The sequence below is a fragment of the Nemorincola caseinilytica genome (assembly GCF_039540515.1).
Classification (GTDB): Bacteria; Bacteroidota; Bacteroidia; order Chitinophagales; family Chitinophagaceae; genus Nemorincola; species Nemorincola caseinilytica.
Window position 1 is genome coordinate 59,255 of sequence record NZ_BAABFA010000014.1, and the last position, 13,009, is coordinate 72,263.

General features: G+C 53.1%; 11 protein-coding genes. 6 read left to right on the forward strand and 5 right to left on the reverse strand.

Going from position 1 to position 13,009, the window contains the following annotated elements; all coding sequences use genetic code 11:
• The first annotated feature begins 134 nt into the window (after positions 1–134).
• Both ABD843_RS10855 and ABD843_RS10860 read left to right on the forward strand, forming a co-directional pair.
• Positions 135–656 (forward strand): gamma carbonic anhydrase family protein, encoded by a 522-nt coding sequence (locus tag ABD843_RS10855; protein WP_345082885.1) that lies wholly within the window; start codon positions 135–137, stop codon positions 654–656.
• Positions 657–741: 85 nt separating this feature from the next.
• Positions 742–1,674, forward strand: coding sequence for a cation diffusion facilitator family transporter (locus tag ABD843_RS10860; RefSeq protein ID WP_345082888.1), 933 nt, complete (start codon positions 742–744; stop codon positions 1,672–1,674).
• A gap of 4 nt (positions 1,675–1,678) precedes the next feature.
• On the opposite strand, the gene ABD843_RS10865 is transcribed toward ABD843_RS10860, so the two are convergent.
• Both ABD843_RS10865 and ABD843_RS10870 read right to left on the reverse strand, forming a co-directional pair.
• A complete protein-coding gene (locus tag ABD843_RS10865) occupies positions 1,679–2,650 on the reverse strand; it encodes a hypothetical protein (RefSeq protein WP_345082891.1) in 972 nt (323 codons plus the stop codon).
• Between the two features lie 143 nt (positions 2,651–2,793).
• A complete protein-coding gene (locus tag ABD843_RS10870; RefSeq protein ID WP_345082894.1) occupies positions 2,794–3,831 on the reverse strand; it encodes a hypothetical protein in 1,038 nt (345 codons plus the stop codon).
• 146 nt (positions 3,832–3,977) lie between these two features.
• On the opposite strand from ABD843_RS10870, the gene era reads away from it, so the two are divergent.
• Positions 3,978–4,865 (forward strand): GTPase Era, encoded by an 888-nt coding sequence (era, locus tag ABD843_RS10875; RefSeq protein WP_345082897.1) that lies wholly within the window; start codon positions 3,978–3,980, stop codon positions 4,863–4,865.
• On the forward strand, positions 4,849–5,754 hold the full coding sequence (locus tag ABD843_RS10880; protein WP_345082899.1) for a 1-aminocyclopropane-1-carboxylate deaminase/D-cysteine desulfhydrase: 906 nt from the start codon (positions 4,849–4,851) through the stop codon (positions 5,752–5,754). Before era ends, ABD843_RS10880 begins: the two co-directional genes overlap by 17 nt.
• 7 nt (positions 5,755–5,761) lie before the next feature.
• Here the strand turns inward: ABD843_RS10880 and ABD843_RS10885 are convergent, their stop codons facing one another.
• Positions 5,762–6,583: an MORN repeat-containing protein gene (locus tag ABD843_RS10885; protein ID WP_345082902.1), complete on the reverse strand. Its 822-nt coding sequence runs from the start codon at positions 6,581–6,583 to the stop codon at positions 5,762–5,764.
• 204 nt (positions 6,584–6,787) lie between these two features.
• Here ABD843_RS10885 and ABD843_RS10890 point away from each other — a divergent pair, with 204 nt between their 5' ends.
• Entirely contained in the window at positions 6,788–7,954 is a 1,167-nt protein-coding gene (locus ABD843_RS10890) for a proline dehydrogenase family protein (RefSeq protein WP_345082905.1), read from the forward strand.
• 69 nt (positions 7,955–8,023) lie between these two features.
• On the opposite strand, the gene ABD843_RS10895 is transcribed toward ABD843_RS10890, so the two are convergent.
• On the reverse strand, positions 8,024–8,866 hold the full coding sequence (locus ABD843_RS10895) for a UbiA prenyltransferase family protein (RefSeq protein ID WP_345082908.1): 843 nt from the start codon (positions 8,864–8,866) through the stop codon (positions 8,024–8,026).
• 393 nt (positions 8,867–9,259) lie between these two features.
• Complete coding sequence (locus ABD843_RS10900; protein WP_345082911.1) at positions 9,260–10,798, reverse strand: acyl-CoA carboxylase subunit beta; 1,539 nt, start codon at positions 10,796–10,798, stop codon at positions 9,260–9,262.
• A 141-nt stretch (positions 10,799–10,939) separates the two neighbouring features.
• On the opposite strand from ABD843_RS10900, the gene ABD843_RS10905 reads away from it, so the two are divergent.
• On the forward strand, positions 10,940–12,889 hold the full coding sequence (locus ABD843_RS10905) for an NHL domain-containing protein (protein ID WP_345082914.1): 1,950 nt from the start codon (positions 10,940–10,942) through the stop codon (positions 12,887–12,889).
• Positions 12,890–13,009 lie beyond the last annotated feature (120 nt).

The following is a 13,009-nucleotide window of genomic DNA, read 5'->3' on the forward strand; positions in this document are numbered from 1 at the left end:
GGATGCAAAGATAAAAATATATTGATGAATAAGACGTACAACACTCGGTCGCATGGTCATATCTTTATATTTGACGTGCACTGGCCATGATAGTAATATCTTCGTTCCTTCCTTAATTAAGTAAATAGTGATCTATGTCATATGTATTGCCTGTAAAGGGGATAGCCCCACAGATACCGGATAGCTGTTTCGTAGCGCCGAATGCCACCATTGCCGGAGATGTGGTGATGGGGGAAGATTGCAGTGTGTGGTTCAATGCCGTGGTGCGTGGCGATGTGAACAGCATTCGCATGGGCAGCAAGGTGAATGTGCAGGATGGGGCGTGCATACACTGTACCTACCAGAAAACGACGGTGGATATAGGCAATAATGTATCGATAGGCCATAATGCCATAGTACACGGTTGCAAGGTGGCCGACAATGTACTGATAGGCATGGGCGCCATAGTAATGGACAACTGCGAGATAGGCGCCAACAGCATAATAGCTGCCGGGGCCGTGGTGCTGGAAGGTACAAAGGTGCCGGCCGGCAGTGTGTTCGCAGGGGTGCCTGCAAAGAAGGTGAAAGATATAAGCCAGGAATTACTGAAAGGAGAGGTAGAACGCATAGCGAACAACTACCTGATGTATAGCTCGTGGTTCAAAACCGAACCATGATCCGTAGGATGCCTTGATGGCCATGATGCCTGCTATATCGCTCTAGCGTGTTTTTGTGTAGTTTTGGTACATAGCAGCGGCGTATATGCACGATCATTCACATAGTCATGGGCATTCGGGGCATGGACATAGCCATGGGCACCACCATACGGCACATATAGGGCGTGCATTTGTGTGGGGCATAGTGCTGAATGCGGCCTTTGTGGTGGCGCAGGCGGGTGTGGGGCTGTATACAGGATCGGTGGCGCTGCTATCGGACGCGGGGCATAACCTGAGCGATGTGGCCAGCTTGCTGCTGTCGCTGCTGGCCTACAGGCTGGCGCGGAGGCCACCTACTCATTCTTTTACATACGGATATAAGAAGACCACTGTGCTGGCAGCGCTGGTGAATGCCGTGGTGCTGCTGATAGCCATAGGTGTGCTGGGTTTTGAGGCGGTAATGCGCCTGCAGCACCCGCGGCCGCTGGACGGCGGGCTGGTGGCCATAGTGGCCGGTGTGGGCATAGTGGTGAACCTGGGCAGCGCTATGTTCTTTTTTCGCAGCAAGGAGCACGACCTGAACACGAAAGGCGCCTACCTGCACCTGCTGACAGATGCGCTTGTATCGGTAGGGGTGGTGATAGCGGGTGTGGCCATAAAATATACCGGGCTGTACTGGCTGGACGGGGCCGTGAGCCTGGTGGTGCTGGTGGTGATACTGGTAGGTACATGGGGCCTGCTGACGGACAGCCTGCGTATGGCGCTGGATGCTGTACCGCATAATGTGACCCCCGAAGAGATAAAACGGTTGGTGCTGGCCGTACCGGGGGTAGAGGAGATGTACCATACACACATATGGGCCATGAGCACTACGCAGAATGCGCTGACGACCCACCTGACACTGAGCGACAAACTATCTTTTGAAGAAAAGATGAAGCTGGTGCACGATATAAAGCACCAGCTTCACCACCATAATATACACCATGCTACGATAGAGCTGGAATCGCCGAGGGTGCCGTGTGAGGATAAGGATTGCTGAGAGGTTACAGGGAGGCTAAATTCACTTTCAACTGTTCTTTCGATATTTTGGTGAGGGTCACATTTAGGCTCATGCCATCGGAGATAGTTAGACCGTCTTTCTGATAGTAGTATATGTCGCCATTGGCGCGGGTATTGATGACCACTATGCTGGCAGACATGCCGATGGGTACCTGGTGGCCAAAGGAACTGCTGAGGTCGAAGGTATGCGATGAGGTGATGTATTCATCGAAGGGTACTACCGAGTTGATGTCGTGCAGCACAATGAGGCAATGTGTAGAAGAACGACCTACGAGCGTATCATCGGGTGTCACCCTTACGGTGGTACGCGGAGAGGTCCTGTCGGCCAGTGCATCGCAGTTTGTCCAGCCCATATCGCTGCATGAATCGAACACGAAATAGAAGCCTTCACCCCCGCCAAAGCCGGTGTCGGTAGCTTTGGCCACTGCACCTACCGCAGTATCGGGCGCACCCCAGGTCACAAGCGGGTCGGCAGTGGTGGAGCTGCCGGAGTACAGGAACATAGTGGCTGTAGAGCCGGCATTTTGCCGGAAAGCTATTCCATATTTGTTGGCATTTACCCGCTGGCCATTGTGTGTGGCAGTGATGTATACCTGGCCGCCGCTGTGCAGTATACCTGCTGTAGCTACGGTGGTAGCGCGGTTAGATATCATATCGCCGGGCTTGTACATTTCTATAAGAGATATGCATATGGTGCCGCTGGTGATGGGGAGGCCGCTGCCGTCTTTGAAAGAATTGGGGTAGAGAGTGAGTACAGTGCCCCCGGAGAAGGTGACGGTCTGTGCTATGCCTGCGGTCACGCATTTGACCTCGGGTGTATAGCGCAGATCCTGGAACAGGGCGTTCAGCTGGTCCCTGGCGGTAGTGGCCGATGGTGGTGGCGAGAAAGGGTTGACGGTAGTGGGCTGTATGGTACCAGGTGACTCATACTTTTTACGGCACGAAGAGGAGCTCATGATAATGAGACCGATAAGAATCATCAGAAGAGGAAGGGCGCGTTTCATAAAATGATCTTTTAAGCGTTAAAGTATGGGCAATAAAATACCTGTTCTATGCCGGGGCATAAAAAGTATAGGGTAGGGTATGCGGATGGTCTAAGTTAGAGCGCTGCCAGTCTGCCTTGTATGTAGCCTATCGTTTGCGGCATAGGGTATGCCACTATATTGAACTGTGTGGTGATGAGGAATGCCAATGTTTCTGAGTAATAATACTGCATGTTCTTCTTCATGATGACGACCACGCTGGCGGTGAGGCCCTCGGGTATGTCTGCGGTCTTGTAGGTAAGGGGTGCGCCACTCTGGTAGTAGAGCGGCAGTGCTGCGTTGATAGCAGGTATGGCCATGAATACCTGTGTGTTGCTGCCATTAGCACCTGTATCGGCCACTATTACTTTTACCTGTGTTTTGGCGGCAGTAGTAGCATAGAAATAGTCACAGTTGATCCAGTTGAAATCGGTGCAGGAATCGAATTGGTACCAGAAGCCGAGACCGTAGCCGCCTGTGGTATCGCCGGGTGGCGGAGGCAGGGTATCGGTAGTGCCGGGCTCGAAAGCACCTGTCACACTGCTGGAACCACCCCATATCACCAGGGAGTCGGTATTGTTGGTATTGCCGTAGTACAGGGCCATTGGCTGCATAGATGATGCGGCCTGCTTGAAGGCTATGCCGTATTTGCGTGCGTAAACGGTCTCGCCGCCCTTAGTGGCTTTGATATGTACCTGTCCGCCGCTGGTGAGTATGGTATTGCCGGCCGATATGGTGGTAGCGCGGTTCGCTATCATGTCGCCGGGTTTGGGCATTTCTATCACCTCCAGGCATACGGTGCCCGAGGTGATGGTGCGGCCTGCGCCGTCTTTGAACGAATTGGGGTAGAAGGTGAGGCGGGTGCCTTTGCCGAAGGTGATGGTCTGTAGCTTGCCTGCGGTTATACATTTCGTCTCGGGCCTGTAGCGCAGTTCCCTGAAGAGCTTGTTGAGCCCGGAGCCATTGCCGCCATATGAGGGCGGTGCCGATGCAGGCATAGACGATGATGCATCGGAAAGGACACCTGTATTATTGGTGTTCTTGGTCTTTTGGCAGGCCTGGGTGCCGATAAGGGCTATGGCAGCAAGGATAAGGATACTGTAAACAGATCTCATGAAGTAATGTGTTTGAATGTTCGGTTATTGGAGTATGACGTAAATATAAAGCATTATGTTTGATAATATGGCAAAAAAGCCCCTCCCATCCTCCCCAAGGGGAGGAGATGGCCAATGCTGTGTAAATGATATTACTTTTGCATGCTATGGCAGAGAGTTACAGGTCGGGTTTTGTTAATATATTCGGGGCGCCGAACGCGGGGAAATCGACCCTGCTGAACCTGCTGCTGGGCGAGCGGCTGGTGATAGTATCGCCCAAGGTGCAAACGACGCGCCACCGTATACTGGGCATACTGAGCGAGCCGGGCTACCAGGTAGTGTTCTCGGACACGCCGGGCATCATAGAGCCCAAATACAAGCTGCACCAGAAAATGATGCTGCAGGTGAAGAGCGCCCTGGAGGATGTGGATGTGGCCATACTGGTACACGACATAAACCTGCCTGCCGAGGAACTGGAGATCATAACCAACAGCCTGAAGCTAAAGGTGCCGGCGATACTGCTGCTGAACAAGACCGATGCCATGAAGGATAAGGGCGCCATAGATGGTATAGTAAAGCAGTACAAGGAGCGCTACCCGGGCTGGGAGGTACTGCCCATATCGGCCAGGAAGGGCAAGGGCACCGACAAGATAATGCCCCTGGTACTAAAGGCGCTGCCGGAGGGCATGCCCTTTTACCCGGACGACAGCATATCGGACAGGAACGAGCGCTTCTTTGTGGCAGAGATGATACGGGAGCAGATATACGCGCTGTACGAGGAGGAGATACCGTATCATACAGCGGTGATCATACAATCGTTCGAGGAGAAGCCGACCCTGAACGTGATAAAGGCCGAGATAATAGTGAGCCGCGAGACGCAGAAAATAATACTGATAGGCAAGGGCGGCAGCATGATAAAACAACTGGGCATAAACGCGCGCAAGGAAATAGAAGAATTTCTGCAGAAGAAGGTACACCTGGAGCTTTTTGTGAAGGTGAGGCCCAAATGGCGCGATAACGAGAACTACCTGCGCGAGTATGGCTATAATGGATGAGCGCAGGGCTGTGATACAGCCCCTGAACAAAGTATGGTACAAGGGTAAGGTGGCCGCGCTGGATATGCTGCGGCTAGACCTGCTGCACCCTGTGGTATCGGGCAATAAGTGGTACAAGCTGCGGCTGAACCTGGGCTGGGCAAGAGACCATGAGCGGAAGACGATAGTGACCTTTGGCGGCGCTTTCTCGAACCACCTGGTGGCTACGGCCTTTGCGGCAAAAGAATTCGGGCTGAAGAGCGTGGGGATAGTGCGCGGCAGGCAGGAGCAGCTGACACCCACGCTACAGGAGTGCCGCGAGTATGGTATGGAACTCATCTTTGTAACGAGGGAGGACTATACCAACCGCCACCAGCCCGAGTGGGCCGAACAGATGGTGCAGCACTTTGACGAGATATATATAGTGCCCGAAGGTGGCGCGAATGAGCTGGGCCGTGCAGGGGCAGGACTGCTGACACGATTTGTGGACAAGAGCTATTCGCATGTAGCACTGGCAGTAGGTACCGGCACTACCATGGCAGGCCTGCGCAGCAAGCTGGATGCGACACAGCATATACTGGGCTTTGTACCCATGAAGCAGACCGAAGAGCAGCGGCACTATGTGGCAGCACATACGCCGGCGAACATGGCGCAGACCTGGGACCTGATAGCTGATACCGCCTTTGGCGGCTTTGGGAAATGGAACGAGGAGCTGCTGCGGTTCATGAACGAATTCTATGCAGAGAACCAGGTGCCGCTGGATGTGGTATATACCGGCAAGATGATGTACCGGCTACGGGGGCTGATGGACGATAACCACTTCTCTTCCTGCGACAGGATATTGTGCATCCATTCCGGCGGGCTGCAGGGCAATGTGTCGGTACAGGAGCAGTTGGTGTATACGGTCTGATATTTTCTTATTTCTTGGTCTTGGGTTTCTTGCTGGGGTAGCGGCCCTTGGGCTTATCTTCCTCGAAACGGCCCTGGAAAATGAGCTTGTTCTTCTTGTTGTACACACTGCCGCGGCCGTGCTTCAGGCCATCCTGCCACTGCCCCACATACTTCTTGGCGCGGGGGCAATACTTTATAGTGTTCTTTGCCTTGCGCGATATGATGAAATAGTTGCCGAAGCCATTGCGCATGTCGTTCTCGAAGTGGCCATCGTATTTGTCGCCATTGCCCCAGTAGAACTGGCCATTGCCGTTCTTTTTGTCCTTTACCCATGGCCCTTCGTAGCGGGCGCCGTTCTCGTAGTAGTACACGCCATGGCCATCGCGCATATTCTTATTGAAGAGGCCTACATACTTATCGCCATTAGGCCAGTAGTAAGTGCCCTCGCCTGTGCGGTCGTCGTTCACATAGTCGCCCTCGTAGCGCTCATCGTTGGTCCAGTAGCATACGCCTTTGCCATGCATATGGTCGTTCACGAAATCGCCCTCGTAGCGGTCGCCGCTCTTCCAGAAGAAAGTGCCTTTGCCATTCTGCATGCCATTTTTCCATGCACCCTCATATCTATTGCTATCGGCATAATACATTATGCCCTGGCCGTTCATGGTATCGTTCAGGAAGTCGCCCACATACTTATCGCCATTGGGCCATATGCATGTGCCATTGCCCGACTTTTTCCCATTCACCATGGGGCCGTCGTATTTGTAAGTGCCTTTCTCTACCTGTGCCATGGCTGGCGCCGACAGGCACATTATGAATGCAGGCAGGAACCACAATACCAGTGACCTCATAATAATTCAAAGGCCTGTTCTTTGTACAGGCCGATGCGTAAAGTTAATCAAATAGACGTTTACATACCGGGAAGGGGAGGGTCATAGCGAGATATTTTAACATCTATATTGCCCGCCATTTTACGGTATCGCAATAGGTGTTACCTTTGCGCACCTCCGTGCCATGCCATATGATATAGATGGCAGAAGGATAATTTTTAGGATATGCTCCCCGAATTCAACAATACAGAGATCGCATTCAGGTACCGCAACAATGAAGAGCTGAAGAAGGCGAGATTCCTTTTCTCGTCTATGGGCTCGCAGGCGCTTACCAGTGTGGGTATGGCGCTTACTAAGTTCGCCATATCGTGGAACCTGCCTGTGAAGGGGCTGATAAAGTCCACCCTGTTCGACCAGTTCTGTGGGGGTGAGACCATGGAAGAGGCGGGTAAGACCGCAGCCATGCTGGGCAAGTATGGAGTGGGCACCATACTGGACTATGGTGTAGAGGGCAAGGAGAGCGAAGAGGACTTTGACAAGGCAGTACCCGAATTCATAAAGGCGATAAAATATGCTGCTGCAAATAAGAACATACCCTTCATAAGCATAAAGGTGACGGGCTTTGCCTACTTTGCCATGCTGGAGAAAGTGCATGCAGGCGTACCACTGTCGGATAGCGGCAAGGCCGCGTGGGACCGTGTGTATAAGCGCATAGATGCCATATGTGCGGCCGCAGCAGAGGCAGGCATAATGGTACTGGTAGATGCCGAGGAAAGCTGGATACAAAAGCCGGTGGACGAGTTGACCGATGCCATGATGGAAAAGTACAACAGGGCAAGGGCAGTGGTGTTCAACACCTTTCAGCTATACAGGCACGACAGGCTGGAGTTCCTGAAGGTATCGCACCAGAGAGCAAAGGACAAAGGCTATATACTGGGCGCCAAGCTGGTACGCGGCGCCTATATGGAAAAAGAGCGCGCACGCGCGGTAGAGAAGGGCTACCCATCGCCTATACAACCGAGCAAGGAAGCAACGGACAAGGACTATGACGAGGCGGTACATTACTGCCTGGAACACCTGCACGAGGTAGCGGTATTCATAGGCACGCACAACGAGGCAAGCTGCATGAAGGCCGCACAATATATGGACAGCCACAGCATAGCTGCGGGATCGGACAGGGTGTATTTTTCGCAGCTATATGGCATGAGCGACAATATATCCTTCAACCTGGCGGGCAGTGGTTATAATGTGGCCAAGTATCTACCATATGGCCCCGTAAAAGATGTGGTACCCTACCTGATGCGCCGCGCACAGGAGAACACCTCTGTGGCCGGGCAGACCGGCAGAGAGCTTTCGCTGATAAACCAGGAGATAAAAAGAAGGGGGCTGTAAAGACCCACCCCGACCCTCCCCCAAGGGGTGAGAGATGAAATTGAGTACGAAGAAACAGTGCGGGAAGCGCTACCCGGGAATGGGCAATAATACCAATACAGCATAAAGCAGCATCATGCCATCGGTAAGGGCTATGAATATGGCCCTGTCGGGGCGGCGGCGTACATAGAGGGCCACCCATATGGTAGCTACTGCAGTGAGCAGTGCCGCCAGCGACCGCTGCGGCATGAGCGGATAACGTACATACTGCGCCACACTGAGCGCAACGAAAACAGCCAGAGAAACATACACAAGCAAGTAAGACCTTCTTTCGCCGAGGCGATGGGGTAGGGTGGCTATGTTGTAGCTGATGTCGGTAGGGATATCCTGCAGATCGAAGAGGACACAGAGAACGAATACGAGCACGAAACGCAGTGCGAACTCAAAGGGATAGTGCATAGGCTCGGCACCATACAGCATCATGGGTAATGCGGTGGTAGCGATGGTCCATACCGATGTGAGCACCAGTATCTTCAGCAGCCCGAAATCGCGCAGGCGCTTACGCCGGCCCGGCAATGCCGGCAGGAAGTAGGCAAAGGCGAACATACCCATGATGGCGCAGAGCAGTATCATCTTTAGCGGTAGCCACAACAGGGAAAGGCCTGTGAGCAGCACACCGGTACAGAAGAAAAAAATGTACCATTTCTTCAATGGCTGATGAGGGCGCGGCCTGCCATAGGGCCGGGGTATGAGGCGCGGCAGATCGTACACCACAAGCGTACTGCCCACAATGATGCCATGCAATGGTGTGATGAGCTGCAGGCTACCGGGAGCAATGAGCTGCTCGGTGGCCATACACAGCCCCAGCGCACAGCATGCGGTGAACAAGCTGGCAGATACTATAATGTTGGCAAAATGCGATAGCCACTTCACTATGCAAAAATAAGTGTTGCAGCGCCAAGGCGGGACTGCCAATGCCAGTATATACATACCATAGTCAGGAATGTGAAGGAAACTATAAAATGTTGGCACAATAATTGTATTGGTAGTGTTACCGTCAAAGAGACCTACAGATCCTACGTTCCTATGACCCGACCTATTTTGCCTATATGCCCTGTCTCCTATATCCCTTTTACCTGTGGATCCAGACCCTGTGACCCTATGTAAATGCTGACCGTAGACCCAGTAAATATCGTGTGTATGAAAAAGACGTTCCTGATCTTGCTGTTTATTTACGCCGTCGTGATCTCCATGGCATTTGCCACACAAAACAACAGGGATGTGCGTGTTGCACATCCCTGCCCAAAGTGTGGTCATTCCCATGCATCATAGTGGTATGTTGCCATGCTTGCGCTTTGGCATCTTCACTACTTTGTTCTCCAGCATCCTGAAGCCGCGTATAAGCTTGGTACGGGTATCCTCAGGCATTATCACCTCATCTATGTAGCCCCTTGCAGCAGCCCCATAAGGGTTGGCGAACTTATCGGTATACTCGGCCTCTTTCTCTCGTAGTTTCGCCTCGGGGTCTGCGGCCTCTGATATCTCCTTTTTGAAGATGATCTCTGCCGCGCCCTTTGCGCCCATTACCGCTATCTCGGCCGTAGGCCATGCATAGTTCAGGTCGGCGCCTATGTGCTTAGAGTTCATCACATCGTATGCGCCGCCATATGCCTTGCGGGTGATGACAGTGACCTTGGGTACAGTAGCCTCACTGAGGGCATAGAGCAGCTTGGCGCCATTGATGATGATGCCGTTCCACTCCTGGTCAGTGCCGGGCAGGAAGCCGGGTACATCTACCAGTACCAGCAGCGGTATGTTGAAGGCATCGCAGAAACGCACGAAACGTGCGCCCTTGCGGCTGGAATTGATGTCGAGCACACCGGCCAGGTAGGCGGGCTGATTGGCCACTATACCTATGCTGCGGCCACCCATGCGGGCAAAACCTACTACTATGTTCTCGGCCCAGTCCTTGTGTACCTCCATAAAGCTGTCGGTATCCGCCACTTCGGTTATCACATCCTTTATATCGTAAGGCTGGTTGGGGTTGGCAGGTATGATGCTGTTGAGGGTGGACCTGCGCTCATCGGCAGGCTCGTAGGCGTAGCGGGGCGCATCTTCCTCGCAGTTCTGCGGCATGTAGCTGAGCAGGCGCTTGATGTTATTTATGGCCTCTACCTCGTTGGCACAGGCAAAGTGTGTAACGCCCGACCTGGCGGCATGTGTATGTGCACCGCCCAGCTCTTCGCTGGTAACTGTCTCGTGGGTGACGGTCTTTACCACGTTGGGGCCGGTGACGAACATATAAGAGGTGTTCTCGGCCATGAGGATGAAGTCGGTGATGGCGGGAGAGTATACCGCACCACCTGCGCAGGGGCCCAGGATGGCCGATATCTGCGGTACTACACCAGATGCCTGCACATTGCGATAGAATATATCGGCATAGCCGCCAAGGGAAACGACACCCTCCTGTATACGGGCGCCGCCGCTATCGTTAAGGCCTATGACGGGTGCGCCATTCTGCATGGCGAGGTCCATTATCTTCACTATCTTCTCGGCATGGGTCTCGGAGAGGCTGCCGCCAAAAACCGTGAAATCCTGCGAGTAAACGTATACCAGCCTGCCATTCACGGTGCCATAACCTGTGACCACGCCATCGCCGGGATATATCTCCTTTTCCATGCCGAAGTCGCGGGAACGGTGAGTGACCAGCATACCTATCTCCTCGAACGAGCCCTCGTCGAGCAGGAGCTGAAGGCGTTCGCGGGCCGATAATTTGCCTTTTTTGTGTTGGGCCTCTATGCGTTTGGCGCCGCCGCCCAGCATGGCCTGCTGTGTCTTTTCTTTCAGTAAGGCTGTTTTATTCATAATGAGGGCAAACCTAAACAATTTTTGCAAGCGCAGCCACTGCATATGACCCGGTGTATGAGCTGCCGGGGGAAAAGGATGATGGCATGTTTTTTGATGAAATAAAAAAATGTACATATTTTTAGCAGAAATCAGAAAAAGTTGAAAAGGACATTCCGCGTACTTCTTAGCACGATATTCGCTTTCGGCATGGCACATGCCGTGTATGGACAGGTAATAAGCACCTATGCCGGAGACGGCACCGCTGCCTTTGGCGGCGACCTTGGACCCGCTACCGCAGCAAAACTGCAGGCACCGAAGTCGGTGGCATGCGATGCGGCAGGCAATGTATACATAGCAGACTATGAGAACCACCGTATACGCAAGGTGACGGCCGCTACAGGTGTCATCACCACCATATGCGGTACGGGTTTTGGCGGCTATTTTTCGGTAGATGACGGTGGGCCCGCAACAGCGGCGCGTGTAAAATGGCCATGCGGCATGACCTTTGATGCAGCGGGCAATCTGTACTTCTGCGATTTTGGTAACAACATCATACGCAAGATCAGCACTACGGGTATCATAACCACTATAGCGGGCGTGGCCGGCAGTGTGCCATCCTTTGGCGGTGATGGTGGCCTGGCTACGGCGGCCAACCTGGGTAATCCCACGGGGCTGGCGATACATCCTACCACAGGCCGCCTGCTGATAGCCGACCAGCAGAACCACCGCATACGCACCATAGACATGACCACGGGGCTCATAACCACTATATGCGGTAATGGCCTGATAGGCGTAGGCGCTGCCGGTGATGGCGGCATAGCTACGGCTGCCAAGCTGAACGAGCCTACCGATGTGGCCTGCGATGCTGCAGGTAATGTATATATAGCCGATAACGGTAACAACCGCGTGCGCAAGATAAATGGCACTACGGGCATCATAAGCACCTATGTGGGTGTGGTGGCAGGTACAGTGCCCCCGCCTGTATATGGCTATGCCGGCGATGGCGGTCCTGCTACGGCTGCAAGGGTATACTATCCGCAGGCCATAACCGTGGATGGCCCGGGTAACCTGTATATAAGCGACTGGAACAACAATGTGATACGGAAAGTGAACACATCGGGCCTGATATATACGCTGGCCGGTATAGGTACAGCGGGCTTTAGCGGAGACGGAGGCCTGGCCGATGCCGCACGCCTGGACCACCCTACGGGTGTGGCCATCGCAGGCGGAGATATCTTCATCAGCGACAATGGCAACAACCGTGTACGCAAGGTGAAAATAGGCAATGAGCCCTATTTTACCCTGGGCGCCAGCACCAGTGTCATTATTTGTCCTACAGAGTTCACAACTATAGATACCGCACTGAGGGTAGATGATATAGACGTAGCCCAGACCCTGAGTTGGAGCCCTGTAGTGCTGCCTGCGCATGGTACGCTGGTAGCCACCTATTCGGCACCATCTACAGGCAGTACGGTGACCCCCGTGGGCATGACCTATGCACCATCTATAGGCTATACCGGACCAGATGTGTTCTCGGTAAAAGTGACGGACGGCACCTATTCTGATACGATAACCGTGAATGCCACTGTGATACCGATGCCCAGCCCGGGTACGCTGAGCGGCCCGGACTCGGTATGCCCCACACAGACAGTGACCCTGACCCCATCGGTGACCGGTGGTACATGGAGCAGCAGCAACACTGCCAAGGCCACTGTATCATCTGCAGGCGGTGTAACAGGTGTGGCTGCAGGTACTGTGACCATCTCTTATGGTGTGGGCAACCAGTGCGGTACTACCTATGTTACAAAGACCATGACCGTGATAGCTACCGTACCATGTGTGAACAGCGTAGCCAAAGTAGAAAAAGGCGCTAACGCAGTAAAGATAATGCCCAACCCCAGCGCGGGAACCTTTACCCTCTACATAGCAGCGGCTACGAATGAGCGCGTACGCGCCGAGGTGCTGGATGTGACCGGGAGGGCCGTATGGGCTTTTGATGCCGCGGTGAACAAAGAGACACCGGTAGACCTTCGGTTGCCACAGGGCATATATATGCTATGTGTTAATGTAGAAGGCGAAAAAATAATGAAAAAGCTTATAATAGAATAGTCGATAAGCTATACAAGAGGTGTGCTACTGTTAATTTTCGCCGGCTATAGGCCAATAGCGTAAATTTATAAATACATAAGTGTGTCCTTTTGTTACCTTTCTATAAATAAAAGGTAAATT

Excerpts from the sequence above, each read along its gene's own strand:
- ABD843_RS10855 (WP_345082885.1), top strand. The coding sequence starts at position 135 with ATGTCATATGTATTGCCTGTAAAGGGGATAGCCCCACAGATACCGGAT.
- ABD843_RS10860 (WP_345082888.1), top strand. The coding sequence starts at position 742 with ATGCACGATCATTCACATAGTCATGGGCATTCGGGGCATGGACATAGC.
- ABD843_RS10865 (WP_345082891.1), bottom strand. The coding sequence starts at position 2,650 with ATGAGCTCCTCTTCGTGCCGTAAAAAGTATGAGTCACCTGGTACCATA.
- ABD843_RS10870 (WP_345082894.1), bottom strand. The coding sequence starts at position 3,831 with ATGAGATCTGTTTACAGTATCCTTATCCTTGCTGCCATAGCCCTTATC.
- era (WP_345082897.1), top strand. The coding sequence starts at position 3,978 with ATGGCAGAGAGTTACAGGTCGGGTTTTGTTAATATATTCGGGGCGCCG.
- ABD843_RS10880 (WP_345082899.1), top strand. The coding sequence starts at position 4,849 with ATGGCTATAATGGATGAGCGCAGGGCTGTGATACAGCCCCTGAACAAA.
- ABD843_RS10885 (WP_345082902.1), bottom strand. The coding sequence starts at position 6,583 with ATGAGGTCACTGGTATTGTGGTTCCTGCCTGCATTCATAATGTGCCTG.
- ABD843_RS10890 (WP_345082905.1), top strand. The coding sequence starts at position 6,788 with ATGCTCCCCGAATTCAACAATACAGAGATCGCATTCAGGTACCGCAAC.
- ABD843_RS10900 (WP_345082911.1), bottom strand. The coding sequence starts at position 10,798 with ATGAATAAAACAGCCTTACTGAAAGAAAAGACACAGCAGGCCATGCTG.